Source organism: Sporanaerobacter acetigenes DSM 13106, assembly GCF_900130025.1.
GTDB classification, from domain to species: Bacteria; Bacillota; Clostridia; order Tissierellales; family Sporanaerobacteraceae; genus Sporanaerobacter; species Sporanaerobacter acetigenes.
The window spans coordinates 37,367-60,853 of sequence record NZ_FQXR01000007.1; the positions used below are offsets into that span (position 1 = coordinate 37,367).

The window sequence follows — 23,487 nt, forward strand, 5'->3', positions numbered from 1 at the left end:
TCATGTTTTTTTAATACATGTTATCATAATAAATCTTATCATAAATGATAAGATAAACTAAAATATTTTCAAAAACTCTCTAATATATTATACAAAGGAGGGATTAAAATGAAAATTTTATACATCAAAAAAAAGAATATGTATGTTTTCGTTACTATTCTAATAATAGTAATACTAGTACTAATTATGTATAGCATCTATCTAAATAAAGCTAAAAAAACATTTAAAAGAGATATATTTTATGAGGGAAATACAAATGAAAAAATAATTGCTTTTACTTGTAATGTAGATTGGGGAAACGAATATATACCGCAAATGTTAGAAATTTTTGAGAATGAAGAAATTAAAATAACTTTTTTTATAACTGGTAGATGGGCAGATGACAACAAAGATCTATTGAAAGAAATATATAGTCACGGACATGAAATAGGGAATCACGGCTACTACCATAAAGAATATGGAAAATTAAGCTACGAGATTAACAAAAATGAAATTGAAAAATGCGATGAGTCTATAAATAATATATTGGGAATTAAATGTAAATATTTCGCACCTCCCTCAGGATCTTATAATGACAATACAATTAGAGCTGCTAGAGATTTAAATTATGATATAATTATGTGGAGTATTGATACTATAGACTGGAGAGAAGATAGTACGAGTGAAAAAATAATCAGCAGAGTATTAACAAAAGCAAACAATTCTGGTATAGTACTTATGCATCCAACCGAAAACACTGTAAGAGCATTGCCTGTAATTATAAAATCATTAAAAGAAGAAGGATACACTATTGGAAGAGTTAGTGATATAATAAAAAAGGCTTCCAATGGAAGCATCGAAAACTAAGGAAGCCTTTTTTTACGAGTAAGTATGTAGAAGTATATTTTTACTGAGGTGATAAATATGAAATTAGAAATAGTAAACAAGAGTCCTTTTCCACTACCAAATTATTTAACAGAAGGTTCAGCAGGAATAGATCTATATGCCAATATAGATGAATCTATGCTCTTAAAACCATTAGAAAGAATCTTGATTCCTACGGGTATACATATATCAATCCCTACAGGTTATGAAGCACAAATCAGAGCTAGAAGTGGTTTAGCTTTAAAGTATGGTATAACTTTGGCGAATGGCATAGGAACTATAGATAGTGACTACAGAGGTGAAATAAAAATCATACTTATAAATTTGGGTCAAGAGGACTTCATTATAAATAGTGGAGATAGAATTGCTCAAATGGTTTTTATAAAATATGAAAAAGTTACTTTAATAGAGGTAAATAAATTAGATGAAACTAAAAGAGGCAGTGGGGGTTTTGGACATACAGGAATATAAGAAGGGGGAATTTATGTGAAACTAAGCGAATTAGGTGGCAAAGAAATTGTCAATCTAAACGATGGAGGAAGATTAGGGATAATTGCTGATTCAGATATTATTATTGATGAAAAGACAGGGAAAATAATTTCTCTATTAGTTCCTGACCCAAAGGTACAATTCAAATTATTTGGGGAAAAGGAAGAAATAGAAATACCTTGGAACTCCATACGAAAAATAGGAAACGATATGATAATAGTTGAATTTGAAGATTACTAATTATTAATTCAATCACAAATAATCTTAAATACCCATATTATAAACTAAACGATAAATTTCTAGAGGTGATAAAATACGATGAGGACAATAGTTCAAAAATTTGGAGGTACATCAGTTGCCTCAAAAAGCAGTAGAGAAATGGTAATGAAAAAAATACTTGATAAAAAAAATTCAGGTTTTAAAGTAGTTGTAGTAGTTTCAGCTATGGGAAGAAAGGAAAGCCCTTATTCTACAGATTCATTAATTGAATTAATAAACAAATCCACTCTGTCGCCTAGAGAATTAGATCTTCTTTTATCTTGTGGCGAAATTATCTCTGCAGTTGTATTGTCAAATTTATTAAATGAAGAAGGTTATAAATCTATCGTATACACAGGATATCAGGCCGGTATAAAAACCAATGACAATTTTGGTTGTGCAGATATCATAGATATAGATCCTATAAATATAGCTAATAGTTTGGGAAAAGATTATATTGTTATAGTGGCTGGATTCCAAGGAGCTAATAGGGAGGGTGACATTACTACCTTAGGCAGAGGTGGTAGCGATATCACTGCTGTTGCATTAGGAAAAGCTTTAAAAAGTCAATGTGTAGAAATATATACTGATGTAGATGGAATAATGACTGCAGATCCAAGTATTGTACCAAATGCAAAATTGTTAGATAGTATGTGCTATTCTGAAGTTTATCAATTAGCAGAAGATGGAGCAAAAGTTATACATCCTAAAGCTGTAGAAATTGCTCAAAAGTACAATATACCCATAAAAATTAAAAATACTTTTACTAAAAGTGAAGGTACTACAATAAAAAATACTCAAACAATACCATCTAAAGATATGAAAGATATACAAAATCAAAAAATTCTAACAGCAATAACTTACAAAAAAAGAAGGGTACAAGTCATTATTGATGTTGATAGTGAAAATGATAATACAGAAAATTTGATGGAAGGAATAACAAAAAACAATATAAGCATTGATTTAATAAATTTTTTTGTTGACAAAAAAATATTTACTATTGATAAGGAAGACTTAACCATTCTAGAAAACATATTAAAAAAAGGTAATTACAAATATAAGATAATTGATAACTGCTGTAAAATAAGTGCTACAGGCTATAAAATGCATGGAATGCCAGGAGTCATGGCTAGAATCACAAAAACTTTATCTAGAGAAGGAATACGAATTTTACAATCTGCTGACTCTCATAATACTATTTGGTGTTTAATTGATGAAAAAAATACAGATAAGGCAATAAAAGCCCTCCATAATGAATTTAAATTATATGAATAGGCCAGATCATCTTTTATGATTTGGTCTATTATATTTAGCATATTATTATATAAAAAGTAAAAACTAAAAAGAGCATATTTAAATAAAAAATTGGAGGATATATTTTATGAAAAGATATGATTTGAATTATCGTGGAGAAAATAATGAGGACGAAAAAAAAGATGATAAGAATTTAGATGAACTAAAAAGTATTGGAACTATGGATATACCAGAGTTTCCAAATGATATACAATATTTAACTATAATAGGGGAAATTGAAGGGCATATTATGGCTCCTCCTCAGAAAAAAGCTACTAAATATGAACATTTAATACCTTTACTTATTGCAGCCATGGAAGATCCTAAAATTAAAGGAGTATTTATTATTCTAAATACAATTGGTGGAGATGTTGAAGCAGGTCTTGCACTTGCAGAAATGATAAGTAGCATTGATAAGCCTAAAGTATCTTTAGTCCTAGGAGGTGGACACAGTGTAGGAGTTCCCCTAGCAACATCTACAGATTATTCTTTTATAGTTCCATCAGCCTCTATGACAATCCACCCTATTCGTACTACTGGATTAGTTATAGGAGGTCCCCAAACTTTTAGATATTTTGAAAAAATGCAACAAAGAATCATAGATTACATTATTAGAACATCTAATATAGATAGAGATACTTTGATGAAATTAATGTATGCTACAGACGAAATAGCTAACGATGTAGGAACAATACTTATTGGTCAAGAAGCTGTAGATTATGGATTAATTGATGAAGTTGGTGGATTTAGTGATGCACTGTACAAACTTCGAAGTTTGATTAATAATGATAAGGAATAGTATAAGCAAAAAAATTATGCTATAATATCATGAGTACATATTTTCACTATAAGGGGGAGATTTTTTTGACTTTTTTTCAAGCTATTATTTTAGGTATTTTTCAAGGCATAACAGAATTTTTACCAATTAGTAGTTCAGGACATCTAGTAGTATTACAACATTTTTTTGGAATAAGAGAAGGAAATTTGTTTTTCACTGAAATGCTACACTTTGGTACTCTAATTTCAATATTTATTGTTTATTTTAACGATATAATTAAAATAATAATTGAATTCTTCAAAATGCTTGGCAGTGGAATAAAAAACAAAAAATTTAAAGTCACCAATTCTTATCAAAAATTAGCTCTTTTAATTATTGTAGGAAGTATACCTACTGCTATAATTGGGATATTATTGGGAGATATCTTTGAAAAACTATACTCATCTATAATTGCAATAAGTATTGCTTTTATAATAACAGGTTTTCTACTATGGTTTGTTGACAGAAACGCAAAAGAAAATAAGAGAATAAAAAATGTATCTTACTTAGATGCAATAATCATAGGTATTTTTCAAGGTATTGCTATTACACCAGGTATATCTAGATCAGGTTCAACTATAGCAGGTGGATTGTTTAGAGGATTAAACAGAAAATTGGCTACTGAATTTTCATTTTTACTTGCATTGCCAGCTACTTTTGGAGCAGCAATACTAGGAATAAGAGATGCTGTAGCCGCTGGTGGAGAAACTCAATTTACAGCTCCTTTAGTTGTGGGAGTTGTCATTTCAGCTATTGTAGGAGTTTTTGCAATGAAAATTTTAATGAGCTTGCTAGAAAATAAAAAGCTACACTATTTTTCATATTATTTGTGGGTTTTAGGTACTATATTATTAATTTCTCAGATATTCTAAATAAAAGAGGATTTTAGTATCATCTGTAGAAATACTTCCAGAGGTGATTATTTTGAAAAGCAAAAAAAAGAAAAAATCATTTGATAGGGAAATAGTCGGAATTATAATTATATCCTTTGGAATACTTTTGCTTTTAAGTTTATTTACCAATAAAACTGGTGTAGTTGGTAACTTTTTAAAAGATGCACTTTTATTACTTATGGGATTTGGAGGATATATATTTCCATTAATAATATTAGCTATTGGACTGCTATTAGTGCTAAACAAATTAGATATGGAAGATGATAAAAAGTCGATTTTTTTAATTGTTATTTTCATATGTTTTATCACCATTATTGATATAAAAGACATTAAAGTTGATTTATTTAAAAGTAAAATGGAGCTTGTATTTGAATATTCTCAATTAGGACATGGAGGAGGCATTGTTGGAGGACTTTTAGGATATGCCTTCTTCAAACTATTTGGCTCTTTAGGATCTTATATAATACTTTCCATTATTAGTTTTATCTTTTTTCTATTGTTAACTGAAATCAGGCTAACTGAACTCACACCAAAATTTAATTCAGTTAAAATTGAAAATAATAATGAGAAAAGAAAGAAAAGAAAAGAAAAGTATACAAAAGTAGATGACAAAAAAAAGTCTATAAAAATACTAGACTATTCTAGCAATGATATAGAAAATGAAAATTCAAAAATTGACAATTCAGATGATAAAATAAGTATAAATAAAAATAATATTTCTATAGACAACTATCAATTCCCACCTATAGAACTATTGAAAGACAGAAATGAAAAAAGTGATATAGATGATAAAAAAGAAATATTGGTGAATGCAAAAAAAATCGAGGACACAATGAAAAATTTTGGTATCGCGGCAAATATAGTTCAAATAAGCAAAGGCCCTACCATTACTTGCTATGAACTTCAACCTGCACCTGGTGTTAAAGTAAGTCGTATAGTGAATTTATCAGATGATATAGCTTTAAATTTAGCTACATCAGATGTGCGAATAGAAGCACCTATTCCTGGGAAAGCAGCGGTAGGTATTGAAGTTCCCAATAAAACTAAATTAAATGTAGGGTTAAAAGAAATACTTTTATCAGAAGAATACATGGAGATAAATTCAAATATACCGTTGGCATTAGGGAAAAATGTTGCAGGAAAACCTGTAATTACAACTATGGAAAAAATGCCTCATCTATTGATTGCAGGTGCTACGGGTTCAGGCAAAAGCGTGTGCATAAATACTATTATAATGAGTATATTATATAAATCTAATCCAGATGATGTAAAACTTATTTTAATTGACCCAAAAGTTGTAGAATTAAGTATTTACAATGATATACCTCATCTATTAATTCCAGTAGTTACAGATGCAAAAAAAGCAAGAAGTGCACTAAATTGGGCTGTTGAAGAAATGACAAGAAGATATAAATTATTTGCTCAAAATAGTGTAAGAGATATCTACAGCTATAACAACAAAATACGAGATAATGATAAGGCTGAAAATTTGTCACAAATTGTCATAATAATTGATGAACTAGCAGATTTGATGATGGTAGCTGCTCAAGAAATAGAAGATTATATATGTAGATTGGCACAAATGGCAAGAGCTGCAGGAATGTATTTAATTGTAGCTACCCAAAGACCATCAGTAGATATAATCACTGGGACTATAAAAGCTAATATACCATCTAGAATATCTTTTGCTGTAACTTCTCAAGTCGATTCGAGAACCATATTAGATATGAGTGGAGCTGAAAAACTACTTGGAAAAGGTGATATGCTTTTTTATCCTTCAGATATGCCCAAACCTATAAGGGTTCAAGGAGCATTTATTGATGATGAAGAAGTTGAAGAAATTGTTTCTTTCTTGAAAAAGCAAAATACTCCAACCTATAATGAAGAAATTTTAGATACAATAGAAAATGAAAATTTCATAAGTGATGAATCAAGTGATGAACTTCTTCCAAAAGCAATCGATTTAGTCATTAACGAGGGACAGGCTTCAATATCTTTACTACAAAGAAAATTAAAAATAGGATATGCAAGAGCTGCAAGACTTATTGATGAAATGGAGGATAGGGGAATAGTGGGAGGATACGAAGGAAGCAAACCCAGAAAAGTACTAGTAGATAAAGAAGATTTTAATTCTTAGAAAAGGAGTGTTAACCAATTGAAGAAAGTAAATGTAGCTATAATAACCTTAGGATGCTCTAAAAATGAAATAGATTCTGACATAATGGCTGGTATACTAAAGAATAATGACTTTAATATTATAACAAATTTAGATGAAGCAGAGATAATCATTGTAAATACATGTGGATTTATTGATGCTGCAAAGGAAGAATCTATAAAAATTATATGGGAAATGACAAAATATAAGGAATATGGAAAGTGTAAATACCTAATACTTTCAGGCTGTTTAGCTGAAAGGTACTCAAAAGAATTGGCAGAAGAAATAGATGAAGTAGATGGAATTTTAGGCACAGGAAACATAAGGGATATAGCACAACTACTTAAGGGATTGGAACAAAAAAATAAAATAATTAATATTGGAAATGTAAACGAAGAATATATTGAAGAAATTGAAAGAACAGAGTTTACTCATACTGCCTATATGAAAATTTCCGAAGGTTGCAATAATTATTGTACTTATTGTATAATTCCCAAGCTTCGAGGACATTACAGAAGTAGAAAAATGGGAAATATCATATCTGAAGCAAAGTATTTAGTAGATAAAGGTGTAAAAGAAATAATACTTATAGCACAAAATACAACAGATTATGGAATAGATTTATATGGAGAATATAAATTACCCGATCTACTATATGAATTGAACAAAATAGAAGGTTTAGAGTGGATTAGAATATTATATATGTACCCAGATAATTTTACAGATGAACTTATTGAAGCAATAAAAACAAATAAAAAGGTTGCAAAATATGTAGATATACCCATTCAGCATATAAGTGATAAAATACTAGAAAAAATGAACAGAAAAACAAGTAAAAAGGATATAACTAAACTAATTAAAAAATTGAGAAGTGAGATACCAGAAATCATTATTAGAACAACAGTGATTGTAGGATTTCCTGGAGAAAAAAATGAAGAATTTGATGAATTGTATGAGTATATAAAAGAAATTAAGTTTGATAGACTAGGAGCTTTTGTTTATTCCAGAGAAGAAGGTACTAAAGCATATGAATATGATGAACAAATAGATGAAGAAACTAAAATATATAGAAGAAATAGAATAATGGAATTGCAACAAGAAATATCTTTGATGGAAAACAAAAATAAAATAGGGAAGATTTATAAAGTATTGATAGAAGAAAAATATGATGACAATATTTATATAGGTAGAAGCTATATGGATAGTCCTGAAATTGATGGAATAGTATATTTTAAAAGCATCAAAGCAGTAAATCCTGGCACTTTTGTTAATGTTAAAATAGTTGGTTGTTTAGAATATGATTTAATGGGGGAGATTTTAAGTGAATACAGCGAATAAATTGACAATTTTTAGAATGATTTTAGTTCCTGTTTTTATGATTTTTTTATTCTCTGACATCAACAATGCACAATATATTGCTGCAGCTATTTTTATATTAGCTTCTATAACAGATGCATTAGATGGACATATTGCAAGAAGTAGAAATCAGATAACTAACTTTGGAAAGTTCATGGACCCACTAGCAGATAAAATACTAGTATCATCCGCTTTGATTTCTATGATAGAACTAGGCAAGATTCCAGCATGGGTAGTAGTAGTTATTATAGCAAGAGAATTTGCAATAACTGGCCTTAGAGTTATTGCAGCTAGTGAAGGAATCACTATTGCTGCAAATAAATTAGGTAAAATAAAAACCATAACACAACTAATTGCAATAATTGCTTTGTTATTTAATAACTATCCTTTTAGACTAATAAACCTTCCTTTTGATCAAATTATGATATATGTTGCTGTATTTTTTACAATAATATCTGGAATTGATTATATCTATAAAAACAAAGAAGTATTGCACAGTGGAGACAGGTAAACAGGAGATGATTTAATGAAAGCAGAAATTATATGTGTTGGCACAGAATTACTTCTAGGAAATATTGTCAATACAAATGCACAATTTTTATCACAAAGATTAGCTGATTTAGGCATAGACGTTTATTATCATTCAGTAGTGGGAGACAATGCAGAAAGATTAGAAAAAGCTACAAAAATAGCCCTAAATAGATCCGAATTGATAATTTATACGGGTGGATTAGGACCTACAAGTGATGATTTAACCAAAGAAATCGTTTCAAATATATTGGGTTTAGAAATGAAATTAGACAATATAAGTTTAGAAAAAATAAAAGAATATTTTAAGAAAAGCAATAAAATTATGACGGAAAATAATATAAAGCAAGCTATTCTACCTAAAGATTGTATTGTTTTAAAAAATGATGTAGGAACTGCTCCAGGTGTTTTTTTAGACTATAATGAAAAGAAGATAGTTTTATTACCAGGCCCTCCTAAAGAAATGAATTTAATGTTTAATAATTATGTCGTTCCATTAATAAAACAAGACTATATTATAAAATCCAAAACACTAAAAACCATAGGCATAGGAGAATCTCAATTAGAAGATTTAATTAAAGATTTAATAGAAGAACAAACAAATCCTACAATTGCTACTTATGCGAAAGAAGGTCAAGTAGATATTAGAATAACAGGAAAAGACAGAGATGAAGAAACGATTGACGAATCAATAAAGAAGCTAGTCGAAAAAATTGATAAAGTATTAAAAAATTATATTTATAGCTATAACAATAAAACCATTGAAGAAGTTTTTTATAATCTTCTCAAAGAAAAAAATATGAAGGTAGCTTTTTGTGAATCTTGTACTGGTGGACTTGTTTCAAGTAGATTTACAAGGATACCAGGTGCATCTTTAGTTTTTGATCGTGGCATTGTTACATATAGTAATAATGCAAAAATAACTGAACTTAGCGTAAAAGGAGAAACCTTAAATAGATATAGTGCAGTAAGTAGCCAAACTGCAATAGAAATGGCCAATGGATTGCTTTCAAAGAGCAATGTGGATATGGCTTTGTCAACCACTGGCATAGCTGGACCTAGTGGAGGAACTAAAACTACACCAGTTGGCACAGTTTTCATTGGAATAGCTACAAAACATGAATCTTTAGCAATTGAATGTCATTTTAGTGGAGATAGACAATCTATTCAAGATAAAGCTGCAAGCAAAGTTTTTGATGAGGGTAGAAAATATTTACTAAAAATAAATCATTGACTATGTAAACAAAATATTGTATTATGTATATGAGGAACTTACGTTCGAAAACGAAAGGTGGTGGATCCAGTTTTCACTGGAACAATATGGTTGATATGGCTGATAAAAATAAGGCTTTAGATGCTGCTATAAGCCAAATTGAAAAACAATTTGGTAAAGGTTCAATAATGAAACTAGGAGAAAATACCAAGATGAATATTGAAGTAATACCTACTGGTTCTTTAAACCTAGATATTGCTTTAGGTATTGGTGGTCTCCCTAGAGGAAGAATAGTAGAAGTTTTTGGACCTGAATCATCAGGCAAAACTACTGTAGCTCTTCATGTAATCGCAGAAGCACAAAAAAAAGATGGAATTGCTGCTTTTATTGATGCTGAACATGCATTAGATCCATCCTATGCTAAGAGATTAGGAGTAGATATTGATAATTTAATTGTTTCTCAACCAGATACAGGAGAACAGGCTTTAGAAATTGCTGAAGCTCTAGTTAGAAGTGGTGCAATAGATGTAATTGTCATTGACTCCGTTGCTGCATTGGTACCAAAAGCCGAAATTGAAGGTGAAATGGGAGAAAGTCATGTAGGTCTACAAGCTAGGCTTATGTCTCAAGCTTTAAGAAAATTAGCTGGCTCTATAAACAAATCTCAAGCTATAGTTATATTTATAAATCAATTAAGAGAAAAAGTTGGAGTCATGTTCGGTAATCCTGAAACAACTACTGGAGGAAGAGCTTTGAAATTTTATTCTTCAGTACGATTAGACGTAAGACGAATTGATTCTATAAAACAAGGTGATGATGTTATAGGAAATCGTACAAGAGTTAAAGTGGTAAAAAATAAAGTTGCTCCTCCTTTTAAACAAGCAGAATTTGATATCATGTATGGATTAGGCATTTCTAATGAAGGAAACATAATAGATGCAGGCGTAACAGCTGAAATTGTAAATAAATCAGGTGCATGGTATAGCTATGGAGAATATAAATTAGGCCAAGGAAGAGAAAATGCTAAAGATTTTTTAAAGGAAAATCCAGAGATAGCTTTAGAAATCGAAACCAAAATTAGAGAAAAATATGAACTAAATTATGAAAAAACAAAAGATAATAGTGAAGACGAAAAGAAAGAGTAAAATTTAAAACCTCCTTATATAAGGAGGTTTTAAAATCAAAGGGAAGTGTTAAAAATTGAAAATATTATTTTTTACTGATACTCATATAAGAGGAACTACTCCTAAAAATAGAAAAGATGATTTAGTAGATACTTTGGGAAAAAAATTTAATGAGATTGTTGAAATATCAAATTCTAATAATGTTGATTTTGTTTTACATGGAGGAGATCTATTTGATAGACCTGATGTTTCAATATCTATTGTAAGTAAATTTGTTACTATATTAAATAAATTTAAAGCTCCTATTTATATTATATCTGGAAATCATGATGTATATGGACATAATCCTCAAACTATCCATAGAACTATGTTAGGCCTATTTAATGCTATGGGAATTATTCATTTAATACACGAAGGAGAAGTTGTATTTCTTAGAAAAGATGATATAAATGTTCAATTAACTGGTCAACCTTACATTTATAGTATAGATGAAAAAATAAATATAAGTAAGTACAGAGTAGAAAAAATCGATAAAAAAGCCGATTTTTCTATACATATGGTTCATGGCATGTTGCTAGATAGGCCATTTATAAAAGGCATACCCTATACCCTTGTTGATGACATTAAAGATACTAAAGCTGATATAACATTAGCAGGACATTATCACTCTGGTTTTGGTATAATTAAAAGTGATGATAAATACTTTGTCAATCCAGGAAGTATAATTAGGATAACTAATAGCCTTAAAGAAATAGAGCGAATACCTCAAGTAGTAATGATTACATTAAAAGACGATATAAAAATTGAATTAATTCCTTTAAAATCTGCATTACCTGGTGAAGAAGTATTAGATAGACAAGAAATTGAAAATTTTATATTTAAAAATGAAAGATTAACACAATTTAAACAATCAGTAGACTCCACTGCAAATTTTCAAAAATTAGATATTAATGAAATACTTTTGAATATTTCATTGACTGAAGAAGTGTCTGATAAAGTAAAACAAGAAGCTTTAAAAAGAATATCCTTGTCTCAAATGAAAAATACAGGAGATGAATAACTAGTATGAAATATATAAAAAAAGCCATATTAGAAAACTTTCAGTCCCATAAATATTCAGAAATAGACTTTGACAATAATTTGAATGTTATAGTTGGACCTTCCGATCAAGGTAAAAGTGCAATCATTCGAGGAATTAAGTGGGCATTATTTAATGAACCCTCAGGTGATTTTTTTATAAGAGAAGGTGAAAATGAGTGTAGTGTTACTATTATCTTTAACGATAATACCAAAATCAAAAGATATAGAAATAAAAGTAAAAATTTGTATTATCTCTATGATGAAAATGGGAAGGAAACTATTTTTGAAGGATTTGGGACTAGCGTACCACAGGAAATTACAGAAAAAATTAATATTAGAAAAATATATCTAGATGGAAAACAAACCAATTCCATTAATATAAGCGATCAATTGGAAGGCCCTTTTTTACTATCGGAAAAAACAGTTACTAGAGCTAATGCTATTGGAAGATTAGTAGGAGTTCATATTGTAGATGATGCTGTTGGGGGAACTTTAAAAGATATTCGAAATTTAAATTTATTAAAGAAAAATCTAGAAGACCAATTAGATACTCTTAATGAAAACTTGAAAGAATATGATTATTTAGAAAAATTGAGAATAAACATAGAACAACTAGAAGACAAAAAAAATGCAATAAAAGACTTAGAAACTAAGGTTGAAAAGTTAAAATCCATTTCTATTAAGTTAAAGGAACTAAATAAAGATATTGCTTATTCAGAATTAATGATCACTAAATTGCAAAATTTGAATTACTTTAAAAATCTAATTGATAAACTAAATCGTGAAATAAAAGCATATATTCTTATTAAAGAAAAGCAATATACATTGTTAAATGTCAATAAGAATATTTGTTATAATGAAGATATAATAGCAAAGTTGAAAAATTTGGATACAGTTAAGAATTGCATAAAAAATTCAGAATTAAAAGTTAAGAAAATAGATAAATTGGAAAATGCAAAAAACAAATATACAGTAACAGCTGAAAGTTTAAATTATAATAAAAATATATTGATAGGATTAAAAGACACAGATGGTGTAGAAACAAAAATTTATTTAATTAATGAATATATAAAGAAAATGCTAAATCTAAAATCATTTCAATTGAGGGTAACCGAAATAAATAAGAGAATTGCATATGGAAATATTTATTTTTCTAAATTTGAAAAAATAAATATAATTGAAAACAATTTATCAGATATAGGATATAAAACTAAAATGCTTTCAAAACTAAATAATTTAAAAGAACAACAGGAGCAAATAGAAATAGAATTAAATAAAAACATTAAAACTATGCAAGATAAAGATGAAAAAATCAAAATACTTCTAGATGAATACAAAAATCTTTTGTCAAAGTTTGAAGTATGTCCGCTATGTTTCAATAGAATAGATGAAGCAACTATCGATAAAATAGTAGATAACTATAAGTAGGGAGGTTTAAAATTGACTGATTACGAAAAAGAATTAAATATTTTAAAAGATAATCTTGAGAAAGCAAAATCATTAAAATATAAAGCAGAAGCAAGATTAGAACAATTAAATAAACAACAAGAAGAGATTATTAAAGAATTAGAAGAATTGGGAGTATCTCCTGATGAATTAGACAGTGAAATAGAAAAATTGACCAATGAAATTGATGATTTATTTAGAGAAGCAAATGAATTATTACCAAAAGATATATTAGAAAAGAAGTGATAAATAATGATAGACAATTCCTTTGAATTAGAAAAAAAAATATCTGATTTGAAAAATTATTTGTCCAGAGAATCTGGAAAGAAAGACAAAATATTGGAACAGATAGATCATAATGTAAAGACAATTTCTGAAATTGAGAAAAATATTGAACTTTTAGAAAAGGTAAATATACTATTACAAAAAACTTCCGAGTATGCTAGAGAACAGGCAAAAAAACAAATAGAAATAATCGTTACAAACTGTCTTCAATATGTATTTGACGCTGACATGGAATTCAAGGTGGAGATAGAGGAGCTTTATGGAAAACCAAATGCAGAATTTTATGTTGTCTCAAAAATCAATGAAGAACTGATAAAAACCAAACCAGAATTGTCAAGGGGTGGTGGAATTGTAGATATTATTTCTTTGGCACTCAGAATGTCTTTTCTTCAAATTCATAAACCCCTTATTGAAGGACCATTGATATTAGATGAGCCTGCAAAACACGTAAGTGAAGAATATATATTTAATGTTGCAGACTTTTTAAAGAGAACTTCAGATATGTTTGATAGACAAATAATAATGGTCACCCATAACAATCATCTTTCATCTATAAGCACAAATGCCTATAGAGTTCATTTAAACGGCTCCAAGAGCATGGTAGAAAAGGTGACATCCAATTAAACACTTGACAGATTTATCTAAAAGTAATAAAATTAAAGTGTGTGCAATCCATATAAAATAATAGTGTAGACTCTATAAGCCGAGACTACTCGGTTTATATTTTTACTATTATCCAGAAAATGTAACATGGAACTTGAAAAGTAAATAGAAAGGGAGGTGCTTTATTATTGACATTATAAAATTAATTCTAAGTGCTATAGTAGGAATCATCATAGGATATTATATAAGAAAAACTATTGGTGAAGGAAAGATTAATAATGCTGAAGAAGTGGCTACAAGAATAATTGAAGATGCAAAAAGAGATGCTGAAACAGAGAAAAAAGAAGTTATTCTTGAAGCAAAAGAAGAAGTTCATAAGTTGAGAAGTGATATTGAAAGAGAAAGTAGAGAAAGAAGAAATGAGCTACAAAAATTAGAAAGAAGATTAGTTCATAAAGAAGAAACTATAGATAGAAAAAGTGAATCTATAGAGAAAAAAGATGAATTATTAATCAAAAAATCTAAAGAGCTTGATGAAAAAGAAGAATTAATTAATGAACTTTATGAAAAACAAGTCCAAGAACTTGAGAGACTATCTGGTCTAACTACAGAAGAAGCAAAAGAACTACTATTAAATGATATACGAAAAGAAATAGTTCATGAATCTGCTATAATGATTAAAGAAATGGAAAACAAAGCAAAACAAGAAGCTGAAAAGAAGGCCAGAGAAATTGTTGCTTGTTCAATACAAAAATGTGCAGCGGACATTGTAGCTGAAACCACAGTTACAGTTGTTCCTCTTCCAAATGATGAAATGAAAGGTAGAATTATAGGAAGAGAAGGAAGAAATATTAGAACTTTAGAAACCTTAACTGGTATTGATCTAATCATTGATGATACTCCAGAAGCAGTAGTTCTATCTGGATTTGATCCTATAAGAAGAGAAGTGGCTAGAATAGCATTAGAGAAACTAATTGTAGATGGCAGAATTCATCCAGCAAGAATTGAAGAAATGGTTGAAAAAGCTGAAAAAGAAGTAGAAAATATAATAAGAGAAGAAGGAGAGCAAGCTGCTTTTGAAACGGGTGTTCATGGACTTCACCCTGAAATAATAAAGCTTTTAGGTAGACTTAAATATAGGACTAGTTATGGACAAAACGTTTTAAAGCACTCAATTGAAGTTTCTCATTTGGCAGGGGTAATGGCTGCAGAGCTTGGAGCAGACATAAAAGTTGCAAAAAGAGCGGGATTATTACATGATATTGGTAAGGCTGTAGATCACGAAATAGAAGGACCTCATGTGACAATTGGTGTAGATTTAGCTAAAAAATATAAAGAGCAAAAAGAGGTATTGCATGCTATAGCTGCTCATCATGGTGATATAGAACCAGAAACCGTTGAAGCAGTATTAGTTCAAGCCGCTGATGCTATTTCTGCTGCTAGACCTGGAGCTAGAAGAGAAACCTTAGAAGCTTATATTAAGAGACTAGAAAAATTAGAAGAGATTGCTAACTCTTTTGATGGAATAGAAAAATCTTATGCAATACAAGCAGGTCGTGAAATTAGGATCATGGTGAAACCTGAATTAATCAATGACGATGAAATAGTTCATACAGCACGAGAAATTGTTAAACAAATTGAAACTGAACTTGATTATCCTGGACAAATAAAAGTAAATGTCATAAGAGAAACTAGAGCAATAGAATATGCAAAATAGCCAGAATAACTATAAGCTTAAAAATGAAAAATATGATTTTTATAAATTTCAAATAATAATATTTTTTTGAAAATAAAAGAGGATTTTTTTATTATTTGTAGAATTAAGAATATATAGATATATATAATATAATATAAAAAAATAATATAGGTAGAGGGGGCTATTTTAATGGATGTATTAAAAGTATCAGCAAAATCAAGTCCAAATTCTGTTGCAGGAGCACTTGCTGGAGTTCTAAGGGAAAAAGGTGCTGCTGAAATTCAAGCTATTGGAGCTGGTGCTCTAAACCAAGCTGTTAAAGCAGTTGCTATTGCTAGAGGTTTTGTTGCTCCAAGTGGAATTGATCTTATTTGTATACCTGCATTTACTGACATCGAAATTGATGGAGAAGAAAGAACGGCGATTAAGCTAATTGTAGAACCTAGATAGAAATAAAAAACCTGCTTTGTTTTAGGCAGGTTTTTTATTTCTAAGAAATCTTTTTATAAAAATAATTTAGAAATATTAGAAATAAAAGAGGGTTTTTCTATTATTTATAGAAGATATATAATAATACAATGTATGAATATATGAAAAATAAATTAAATAGGGAGGCTTTTTAATGGATATATTAAAAGTAGCCGCAAAATCAAGCCCAAATTCTGTTGCAGGAGCACTTGCTGGAGTTCTAAGGGAAAAAGGTACTGTTGAAATTCAAGCTATTGGAGCTGGTGCTCTAAACCAAGCTGTTAAAGCAGTTGCTATTGCTAGAGGTTTTGTTGCTCCAAGTGGAATTGATCTTATTTGTATACCTGCATTTACTGACATCGAGATTGATGGAGAAGAAAGAACGGCGATTAAGCTAATTGTAGAACCTAGATAGAAATAAAAAACCTGCTTTGTTTTAGGCAGGTTTTTTCTAATATGTGATTTTCTTTATAGTGTATTAAAAAAGGAGTGTTTTTATGATAGCAGACTTACACATTCATACAACCTTTTCAGATGGATTACTCACACCAGAAGAAGTTGTTGACTTAGCAGTAAAAAAAGAACTTGATGGAATAGCCATAACTGATCATGACACCACACTAGGAATAGACAGAGCTATTGAAAGAAGTAAAATATATAAAGATATTCAAGTAATTCCAGGTATAGAATTCAGTTGTATATATACTACTGAAGAGATACATATATTAGGATACTTCATAGATTATAAATCTCCTGATTTAATTCAATTGACATATAATTTAAGATTAGAAAGAATGAATAGAGGATATAAGATACTAGATAAACTGAATAGTTTGGGAATAAATGTGACCATTGATGATGTAAAAAAAATTTCTGGTGCAAATAACATTGGAAGACCTCATATAGCTAGAGCATTAATTAAAAAAGGATGGGTTAATAGTATAGATGAAGCTTTTGATAAGTATTTAGAAATAGGAAAAGCTGCATATGTAGAGAGATACAAGCTTTCTATAGAAGATGCAATAGATATTATACATAGATGCAAGGGAATTGCTGTAATAGCACATCCTGGGTTAATAAAGGATAAAAATATTATTTATTATTGTATAAAAATTGGAGTAGATGGAATAGAAACTGTACATTCAAAGCATTCTAAGAAAGAAATCGAATTTTATACAAAATTAGCTAATAAGCACAATTTAATAAAGACTGGAGGTTCAGATTGTCATGGGCAATTAATCAATGGAGATTACGTGTTGGGTAAATACTGTATTGATTTAGATAATTTGGATCAAATGAAAGGATTGAATTAAAATGGCAAATTATAAAGGTGAAAGAAATAGACAATTCCCATCTAAAATTAGTACAACTTCCTTTGTCAAATTATATATACTACATCTTCTTAGAGAAAAAAGTTATTATGGAAATGAAATAATAGACGAAATTAAATATAAACTTAAAAATAAATGGGAACCTAGTCCTGGTATGGTCTACCCCCTTTTAAGGGAATTGGAAGAAGAAGGTTATATTGTTGGATGGTGGGAAGAACCCGATAAACGCTCTATAAGAAGATATAAGCTTACAGATAAGGGATATGAACACTATAAAGTAATATCCCGTATGTATAAACCAGCATTTGAAGATTCATTATTTATAGTGCAAACTGTTTTAAAAGACATATATGGAATAAATAGTTGACAAATATTTAACATTTAAAAGAAGGAAAAACAGATTTTTTGTAGAAGATAGATATACAATATAATTACGAATGGAGGAAAAGCAATGAACACAAAATTATCAGAAAAAGGACTCAAAATATCCCCATCTGTAACCTTAGAGATTACAGCTAAAGCTAAATCAATGAAGACCCAAGGTATAGATGTTGTAAGTTTTGGAGCAGGAGAACCTGATTTTAATACACCTGAAAATATTGCTGAAGAAGGAATAAAAGCTATAAAGGAAGGAAAAACAAGATACACTCCTGCATCAGGTATATTGGAATTAAAAGAAGCTGTTTGTGAAAAATTAAAAAAAGACAATAATCTAACTTATTCACCTAAAAATATAATTATATCCAGTGGTGCTAAACATTCAATTTATAATGCCCTAATGGCCATTACAAATCCTGGAGATGAAATCATCATTTCTGTACCATATTGGGTTAGTTATCCGGAATTGATAAAGTTAGCTGGAGGAAAGCCTGTATTTATAAAGACAAAAGAAGAAAACGATTTTAAATATACATTAGAAGACTTAAACAATGCATTAAGTAATAAAACAAAAGCAATCATACTTAATAGCCCAAATAATCCTACTGGTACTTTTTACAATAAAAATGAATTAGAAAAAATAGCAGACTGGGCAGTAAAGAATAACATATTTGTTATTTCAGATGAGATATATGAAAAATTAGTATATGATGGAGAAAATCATGTAAGTATAGCATCTCTAAACGATGAAATTAAAAATTTGACCATTCTTATAAATGGTATGTCTAAAGCTTATGCTATGACAGGATGGAGAATTGGATATGCAGCAGCTAGTGAAGATATAACTAAAATTATGAGTAATATTCAAAGTCATACTACATCAAATCCATGTTCAATATCTCAATATGCAAGTGTTGAAGGGCTCTCAGGAGACCAAAGTAGTGTTGAAAAAATGAAAAAACATTTCGAAGAAAGAAGAAATTTCATGGTAGATACAGTAAACTCAATTGAAGGTTTAAGCTGTAGAAAACCAAAAGGCGCATTTTATGTAATGGTAAATATTACAAAAATCAAAGGCAAAACAATAAGAGGAATGAAAATTGAAAGTTCCCTTGATTTTGCAAAGCTTTTATTAGATGAAGGAAAAGTTGCTGTAATACCAGGTATTGGTTTTGGTGATGATGACTATATAAGATTGTCTTATGCAACATCTATGGAAAACATAGAAAAAGGATTAAGTAGAATCAAGACAATAGTAGAAGATAAATAATTCAAATATTTATTTTGTAAGGATCCATTTAGTTTACATAATTAATTTATGTAAACTAAATGGATTTTTTTCTATTCCTTGTAGGAAAGTATGGAGGTTTTTTACAATATTTTAGAGACTGAGAAATTTAGATGGTATTTTTAAAACAAAATAAATCAAAAATATGGAATAGCTATTTTAAGCCTCAATACGGGCCAAAATAGTCTATATTTTTGTCTATATATGAAATTATATTAATGCCGTAATGAAAAGCTGTTATAGGCCAAAATAGAAGGCCATTTTGGAGAAAGTTTGCTAAAATTATATCACATTCATATAATTAAAGAATAAAAAATAGATATGAAAAAGAAGGATTTTTTTATATCTATGTCGAATACATCATTAGTCACAAAATGTATATTTTGTGACTAATGATGTATTGATTATATAGAAAGTGGTGATGAAATGAAAAATATGCCTTTGATACTAGAAGATTATTTAAACTATATGGAAACTATCAGAGGAAAATCTCAAAACACAGTTAAAGAGTATTATTTTGATTTAAGAACTTTTTTTCGATTTTTAAAAATCAGATATAAATTAGTCGATAATACTACCTCCTTCGAAGAAATCAATATTGACGATATAGATATAGATTTAATCAAAAAAGTCAATATACAAGATCTTCACGCGTTTATTTCTTTTGTAGATAAAAATAGAAACAATGGAAACTATACCAAAGCTAGAAAAGTTGCTAGCATAAGATCATTTTTTGATTATCTAAATACAAAAGTAAATCTAATAGATAACAATCCAGCAAACAATTTGGAATTTCCTAAAACCGATAATAGACAACCCGTATACTTAACTTTAGATGAAGCCCAAAATTTATTAGAAATAGTCAATGAAAATAAAAATGATTTCTTTCGAAAAAGAGACTATGCCATACTGACCTTATTTCTAAATTGTGGACTCAGACTGTCTGAGCTAGTCAGCATTGATATAGATAAAATAAAAGGTGATACATTAACTGTAGTTGGTAAAGGAAATAAAGAAAGAACTATATACTTAAATGAAGCTTGTTTAGAAGCATTAAATGATTACATAAAGGTTCGTCCTAATGATGCAATAGATGAAAAAGCACTTTTTTTAAGTAAGAGAAAAAATAGAATTAGTACTAGAGCTGTACAACATATGATAGATAAATATCTACAGATGTCTGGATTAGACACATCTATATACTCTACTCACAAATTAAGACACACTGCAGCTACTTTAATGTATAAGTATGGCAATGTAGACATAAGAGCCCTTCAGGAGATTTTAGGGCATGAAAATGTTTCTACAACTCAAATATATACTCATATTGATGATGATAGATTAAGAGAGGCTGTGAAAAGTAACCCCCTCTCTAAAAACAAGAAAAAGTAGTGATTGCTATTTAGCATCACTACTTTTTTTCATCTATAATAGGTATTTTTATTGTATCTCCAGGATATATCGTGGATTCTTTCATATTGTTTATTTCCATTATCTCATATACCATCTTTCTCGTATCGTACTGATTTGGCTTGTTTTCTAGTGCAATGTTCCAAATTGTATCACCTTTTTTAATAGTAATTTCTTTAATTTGATTGTTATACTTAGAACTATATACTTTGTTTTTTTCTGAAAAAACAAAGCAAAATATAAATACACTCAAAACCATTGTCAGAATAAAAGTGAAAAATCTTTTTTTGTTTACTATCGTAGTCTTATTTTTTAGCATATAAACACCCCTTTAAACATTAGTTCCCGAAACATAAGTTCGATTAATTTTATTATAAACAAACATTAGTTCTTTGTCAATGGTTTTTTTTGAAAAAACGAACTATTGTTTGCAATATTTAAATTTATATGTTATAATTAACGTGATTAAATGGAATTTTGACTTGAATACACCTATATTAAAAATATTCTTATTAAATTATTCCTATGTGAGGTGTTTAAAATGTATGAAGATTTGTCTCAAAAACAAATAGAAATTTTAGAATTTATTAAAAGAGAAATTCAACTAAAAGGATATCCTCCGGCTGTAAGAGAAATATGTAGTGGTGTAAATTTAAAATCAACTTCTACTGTTCATGGCCATTTAGAAAAACTAGAAAAGAAAGGATATATCAGAAAAGATCCAACTAAACCTAGAGCTATCGAAGTACTAGATAGAGATGAGGATTATCTTTTTGCTCCTAAAAAAACTGTTGACATACCTATTATAGGCAAAGTAACTGCTGGTCAACCTATATTAGCTGTAGAGAATATTGAAGATACTTTTCCCATACCATTAGATATTGCTGAAAGAGGACCTCTTTTCATGCTAAAAGTTCAAGGAGAAAGTATGATTGAAGCAGGCATATTTAACGGAGATTATGTATTAGTCAGACAAAAAAACGATGCTGAAAATGGTGATATTGTTGTAGCACTTTTAGAAGATGAAGCAACAGTTAAAAAATTCTATAAAGAAGAAAATTATATAAGATTGCAACCTGAAAATGAAACCATGTCCCCTATTTTAACAAGAGATGTCAAAGTATTAGGAAAAGTAATAGGTCTATATAGAAAATTATAAAAAGCTGACTACATAGTCAGCTTTTTATAATCAACTAGATTATTTTTATATAAATTATTTAAAGACATTAGGACTCCTAATTTACAGTGTTCATAGGTAAGTCCTCCCTGATAATAAGCAAAATAAGGTTCCCTTAATGGCCCATCTGCACTCAATTCAATAGAAGACCCTTGTACAAAACCTCCTGCAGCCATTATTATTTCATCTTCATAACCCGGCATGTCTGAAGGTTCTGGAGAAAAATAGAAGTCTACTGCTGATGCCTCTTGAATTCCTTTACAAAATTCAATCAATTTTTTAGGCTCATTAAATTGTATTCCTTGAATTATATCACTTCTTTTGTCATCAACTTCTGGTATAATTCTAAACCCCAGATTGCCGTAAACTATTGCCATAAGTAGTGCACCTTTAACCGCTTCAGAAACAACATGAGGAGCTAAAAACAGCCCTTGTAGTATATTCCTAGTCATTCCAAAAGTTAATCCACAATCTTTTCCTATGCCTGGAGCCGTACTTCTATTAGCTATCAATTCAACCAATTCACTTTTACCAACAATATATCCCCCTGATAATGCTATTCCACCACCAGGATTTTTAATTAGAGAGCCAGCCATAATGTCAGCTCCTACATCTGTTGGTTCTTCTACTTCCAAAAACTCGCCATAACAATTATCTACCATTATGATAATATCTTCCCTGAAATCTTTAATTCCAGCTATAGCTCTTTTTATTTCATCTATGCTAAGGGCTTTTCTATCGCTATATCCAGTAGATCTTTGTATCAATAAAAGCCTTGTGCTGGCATTTATCCTATTTAAAACCTGTTCCACATCAATATGCCCATTTAAATCCAAAGGTACTTCATCATACAATATTCCATAATCCTTAAATGTTCCTTTTTCACTACCTTTCACTCCAATAACTTTCTGAAGTGTATCATAAGGACTACCAGTAATACATAAGAATTCATTTCCTGGACGTAATAGCCCAGACAATGTCAAAGTAATAGCATGAGTTCCAGAGGCTATAGTTGGTCTAACTAGAGCATCTTCTGTATTAAAAACATAAGAGTATATCTCTTCTACCTTTTCTCTTCCCATATCATCATACCCATAACCTGTAGTCCAATAAAAATCTGTAGAACTTAGTTTAGCTTTCTGCATTGCATTTATAACCTTATATTGATTGTACTCCGCTATTTCATCAATATATTTAAATTTATCTCTAATTATCATTTCTTTTTTATTTACATATTTAATAACTTCTTCATCCACATTATATTGTTTACATAATATATTTATTGTATCCTTTATCATTTTATCCACCTTTTCTACTATATTTAAACACAAAAGC

25 protein-coding genes are annotated in these 23,487 nt (G+C 29.2%); 23 read left to right on the forward strand and 2 right to left on the reverse strand.

All coding sequences use genetic code 11. The annotated features are described in order from the left end of the window. Nucleotides 1-108: 108 nt before the first annotated feature. The 22 genes from BUA21_RS08365 (at nucleotide 109) to BUA21_RS08470 (ending at nucleotide 20,957) form a co-directional block, all read left to right on the forward strand. The gene (locus BUA21_RS08365) at nucleotides 109-846 is read left to right on the forward strand and encodes a polysaccharide deacetylase family protein (RefSeq protein WP_072744371.1); all 738 of its coding nucleotides are present in this window, start codon (nucleotides 109-111) and stop codon (nucleotides 844-846) included. A gap of 57 nt (nucleotides 847-903) precedes the next feature. Beyond that, nucleotides 904-1,335, forward strand: a complete 432-nt coding sequence (dut, locus tag BUA21_RS08370) for a dUTP diphosphatase (protein WP_072744372.1) — start codon at nucleotides 904-906, stop codon at nucleotides 1,333-1,335. Between the two features lie 15 nt (nucleotides 1,336-1,350). Then, complete coding sequence (locus BUA21_RS08375; RefSeq protein ID WP_072744373.1) at nucleotides 1,351-1,593, forward strand: YlmC/YmxH family sporulation protein; 243 nt, start codon at nucleotides 1,351-1,353, stop codon at nucleotides 1,591-1,593. 78 nt (nucleotides 1,594-1,671) lie between these two features. Next, complete coding sequence (gene dapG / locus BUA21_RS08380; protein WP_072744374.1) at nucleotides 1,672-2,886, forward strand: aspartate kinase; 1,215 nt, start codon at nucleotides 1,672-1,674, stop codon at nucleotides 2,884-2,886. A gap of 106 nt (nucleotides 2,887-2,992) precedes the next feature. Beyond that, the gene (locus BUA21_RS08385; RefSeq protein WP_084604214.1) at nucleotides 2,993-3,703 is read left to right on the forward strand and encodes a ClpP family protease; all 711 of its coding nucleotides are present in this window, start codon (nucleotides 2,993-2,995) and stop codon (nucleotides 3,701-3,703) included. A 65-nt stretch (nucleotides 3,704-3,768) separates the two neighbouring features. Continuing rightward, nucleotides 3,769-4,593 (forward strand): undecaprenyl-diphosphatase UppP, encoded by an 825-nt coding sequence (gene uppP / locus BUA21_RS08390; protein ID WP_072744375.1) that lies wholly within the window; start codon nucleotides 3,769-3,771, stop codon nucleotides 4,591-4,593. Between the two features lie 52 nt (nucleotides 4,594-4,645). Beyond that, nucleotides 4,646-6,751, forward strand: a complete 2,106-nt coding sequence (locus BUA21_RS08395; RefSeq protein ID WP_072744376.1) for a DNA translocase FtsK — start codon at nucleotides 4,646-4,648, stop codon at nucleotides 6,749-6,751. A gap of 18 nt (nucleotides 6,752-6,769) precedes the next feature. Continuing rightward, entirely contained in the window at nucleotides 6,770-8,107 is a 1,338-nt protein-coding gene (gene rimO / locus BUA21_RS08400; protein ID WP_072744377.1) for a 30S ribosomal protein S12 methylthiotransferase RimO, read from the forward strand. Beyond that, a complete protein-coding gene (gene pgsA, locus BUA21_RS08405; RefSeq protein ID WP_072744378.1) occupies nucleotides 8,091-8,636 on the forward strand; it encodes a CDP-diacylglycerol--glycerol-3-phosphate 3-phosphatidyltransferase in 546 nt (181 codons plus the stop codon). Before rimO ends, pgsA begins: the two co-directional genes overlap by 17 nt. Nucleotides 8,637-8,651: 15 nt before the next feature. Next, nucleotides 8,652-9,887 (forward strand): competence/damage-inducible protein A, encoded by a 1,236-nt coding sequence (locus BUA21_RS08410; protein WP_072744379.1) that lies wholly within the window; start codon nucleotides 8,652-8,654, stop codon nucleotides 9,885-9,887. 86 nt (nucleotides 9,888-9,973) lie between these two features. Beyond that, the gene (gene recA, locus BUA21_RS08415) at nucleotides 9,974-11,011 is read left to right on the forward strand and encodes a recombinase RecA (protein ID WP_352404507.1); all 1,038 of its coding nucleotides are present in this window, start codon (nucleotides 9,974-9,976) and stop codon (nucleotides 11,009-11,011) included. Nucleotides 11,012-11,066: 55 nt separating this feature from the next. After that, nucleotides 11,067-12,050 (forward strand): metallophosphoesterase family protein, encoded by a 984-nt coding sequence (locus BUA21_RS08420; RefSeq protein ID WP_072744380.1) that lies wholly within the window; start codon nucleotides 11,067-11,069, stop codon nucleotides 12,048-12,050. Nucleotides 12,051-12,055: 5 nt separating this feature from the next. Beyond that, nucleotides 12,056-13,498 (forward strand): AAA family ATPase, encoded by a 1,443-nt coding sequence (locus tag BUA21_RS08425; protein ID WP_072744381.1) that lies wholly within the window; start codon nucleotides 12,056-12,058, stop codon nucleotides 13,496-13,498. Between the two features lie 12 nt (nucleotides 13,499-13,510). Beyond that, nucleotides 13,511-13,762, forward strand: a complete 252-nt coding sequence (locus BUA21_RS08430; protein ID WP_072744382.1) for a hypothetical protein — start codon at nucleotides 13,511-13,513, stop codon at nucleotides 13,760-13,762. Between the two features lie 6 nt (nucleotides 13,763-13,768). Further along, nucleotides 13,769-14,425 (forward strand): AAA family ATPase, encoded by a 657-nt coding sequence (locus BUA21_RS08435; protein WP_072744383.1) that lies wholly within the window; start codon nucleotides 13,769-13,771, stop codon nucleotides 14,423-14,425. Between the two features lie 163 nt (nucleotides 14,426-14,588). Next, entirely contained in the window at nucleotides 14,589-16,121 is a 1,533-nt protein-coding gene (rny, locus tag BUA21_RS08440) for a ribonuclease Y (RefSeq protein WP_072744384.1), read from the forward strand. Between the two features lie 168 nt (nucleotides 16,122-16,289). Further along, nucleotides 16,290-16,550 carry a stage V sporulation protein SpoVS gene (gene spoVS, locus BUA21_RS08445; RefSeq protein WP_072744385.1) on the forward strand — a complete coding sequence of 87 codons (261 nt, stop codon included), beginning with the start codon at nucleotides 16,290-16,292 and terminating at the stop codon, nucleotides 16,548-16,550. A 172-nt stretch (nucleotides 16,551-16,722) separates the two neighbouring features. Then, nucleotides 16,723-16,983 carry a stage V sporulation protein S gene (locus BUA21_RS08450; RefSeq protein ID WP_072744386.1) on the forward strand — a complete coding sequence of 87 codons (261 nt, stop codon included), beginning with the start codon at nucleotides 16,723-16,725 and terminating at the stop codon, nucleotides 16,981-16,983. Between the two features lie 82 nt (nucleotides 16,984-17,065). Further along, nucleotides 17,066-17,881, forward strand: a complete 816-nt coding sequence (locus tag BUA21_RS08455; protein ID WP_072744387.1) for a PHP domain-containing protein — start codon at nucleotides 17,066-17,068, stop codon at nucleotides 17,879-17,881. A 1-nt stretch (nucleotide 17,882) separates the two neighbouring features. Beyond that, nucleotides 17,883-18,266, forward strand: coding sequence for a PadR family transcriptional regulator (locus BUA21_RS08460; RefSeq protein ID WP_072744388.1), 384 nt, complete (start codon nucleotides 17,883-17,885; stop codon nucleotides 18,264-18,266). Nucleotides 18,267-18,350: 84 nt separating this feature from the next. After that, nucleotides 18,351-19,547, forward strand: coding sequence for a pyridoxal phosphate-dependent aminotransferase (locus BUA21_RS08465; RefSeq protein ID WP_072744389.1), 1,197 nt, complete (start codon nucleotides 18,351-18,353; stop codon nucleotides 19,545-19,547). A 444-nt stretch (nucleotides 19,548-19,991) separates the two neighbouring features. After that, entirely contained in the window at nucleotides 19,992-20,957 is a 966-nt protein-coding gene (locus BUA21_RS08470) for a tyrosine recombinase XerC (protein ID WP_072744390.1), read from the forward strand. 19 nt (nucleotides 20,958-20,976) lie between these two features. Here the strand turns inward: BUA21_RS08470 and yneA are convergent, their stop codons facing one another. Then, nucleotides 20,977-21,294 (reverse strand): cell division suppressor protein YneA, encoded by a 318-nt coding sequence (yneA, locus tag BUA21_RS08475; RefSeq protein WP_072744391.1) that lies wholly within the window; start codon nucleotides 21,292-21,294, stop codon nucleotides 20,977-20,979. Nucleotides 21,295-21,516: 222 nt separating this feature from the next. On the opposite strand from yneA, the gene lexA reads away from it, so the two are divergent. Next, the gene (gene lexA, locus BUA21_RS08480; protein ID WP_072744392.1) at nucleotides 21,517-22,134 is read left to right on the forward strand and encodes a transcriptional repressor LexA; all 618 of its coding nucleotides are present in this window, start codon (nucleotides 21,517-21,519) and stop codon (nucleotides 22,132-22,134) included. A gap of 8 nt (nucleotides 22,135-22,142) precedes the next feature. Here lexA and BUA21_RS08485 read toward each other — a convergent pair whose 3' ends face one another. Next, entirely contained in the window at nucleotides 22,143-23,450 is a 1,308-nt protein-coding gene (locus tag BUA21_RS08485; protein WP_072744393.1) for a methionine gamma-lyase family protein, read from the reverse strand. Between the last annotated feature and the right edge of the window lie 37 nt (nucleotides 23,451-23,487).

Excerpts from the sequence above, each read along its gene's own strand:
- BUA21_RS08455 (WP_072744387.1), top strand. The coding sequence starts at position 17,066 with ATGATAGCAGACTTACACATTCATACAACCTTTTCAGATGGATTACTC.
- BUA21_RS08470 (WP_072744390.1), top strand. The coding sequence starts at position 19,992 with ATGAAAAATATGCCTTTGATACTAGAAGATTATTTAAACTATATGGAA.
- yneA (WP_072744391.1), bottom strand. The coding sequence starts at position 21,294 with ATGCTAAAAAATAAGACTACGATAGTAAACAAAAAAAGATTTTTCACT.
- dut (WP_072744372.1), top strand. The coding sequence starts at position 904 with ATGAAATTAGAAATAGTAAACAAGAGTCCTTTTCCACTACCAAATTAT.
- BUA21_RS08385 (WP_084604214.1), top strand. The coding sequence starts at position 2,993 with ATGAAAAGATATGATTTGAATTATCGTGGAGAAAATAATGAGGACGAA.
- BUA21_RS08435 (WP_072744383.1), top strand. The coding sequence starts at position 13,769 with ATGATAGACAATTCCTTTGAATTAGAAAAAAAAATATCTGATTTGAAA.
- spoVS (WP_072744385.1), top strand. The coding sequence starts at position 16,290 with ATGGATGTATTAAAAGTATCAGCAAAATCAAGTCCAAATTCTGTTGCA.
- BUA21_RS08410 (WP_072744379.1), top strand. The coding sequence starts at position 8,652 with ATGAAAGCAGAAATTATATGTGTTGGCACAGAATTACTTCTAGGAAAT.
- BUA21_RS08460 (WP_072744388.1), top strand. The coding sequence starts at position 17,883 with ATGGCAAATTATAAAGGTGAAAGAAATAGACAATTCCCATCTAAAATT.
- dapG (WP_072744374.1), top strand. The coding sequence starts at position 1,672 with ATGAGGACAATAGTTCAAAAATTTGGAGGTACATCAGTTGCCTCAAAA.
- BUA21_RS08365 (WP_072744371.1), top strand. The coding sequence starts at position 109 with ATGAAAATTTTATACATCAAAAAAAAGAATATGTATGTTTTCGTTACT.
- BUA21_RS08450 (WP_072744386.1), top strand. The coding sequence starts at position 16,723 with ATGGATATATTAAAAGTAGCCGCAAAATCAAGCCCAAATTCTGTTGCA.
- BUA21_RS08425 (WP_072744381.1), top strand. The coding sequence starts at position 12,056 with ATGAAATATATAAAAAAAGCCATATTAGAAAACTTTCAGTCCCATAAA.
- lexA (WP_072744392.1), top strand. The coding sequence starts at position 21,517 with ATGTATGAAGATTTGTCTCAAAAACAAATAGAAATTTTAGAATTTATT.
- BUA21_RS08485 (WP_072744393.1), bottom strand. The coding sequence starts at position 23,450 with ATGATAAAGGATACAATAAATATATTATGTAAACAATATAATGTGGAT.
- recA (WP_352404507.1), top strand. The coding sequence starts at position 9,974 with ATGGTTGATATGGCTGATAAAAATAAGGCTTTAGATGCTGCTATAAGC.
- BUA21_RS08465 (WP_072744389.1), top strand. The coding sequence starts at position 18,351 with ATGAACACAAAATTATCAGAAAAAGGACTCAAAATATCCCCATCTGTA.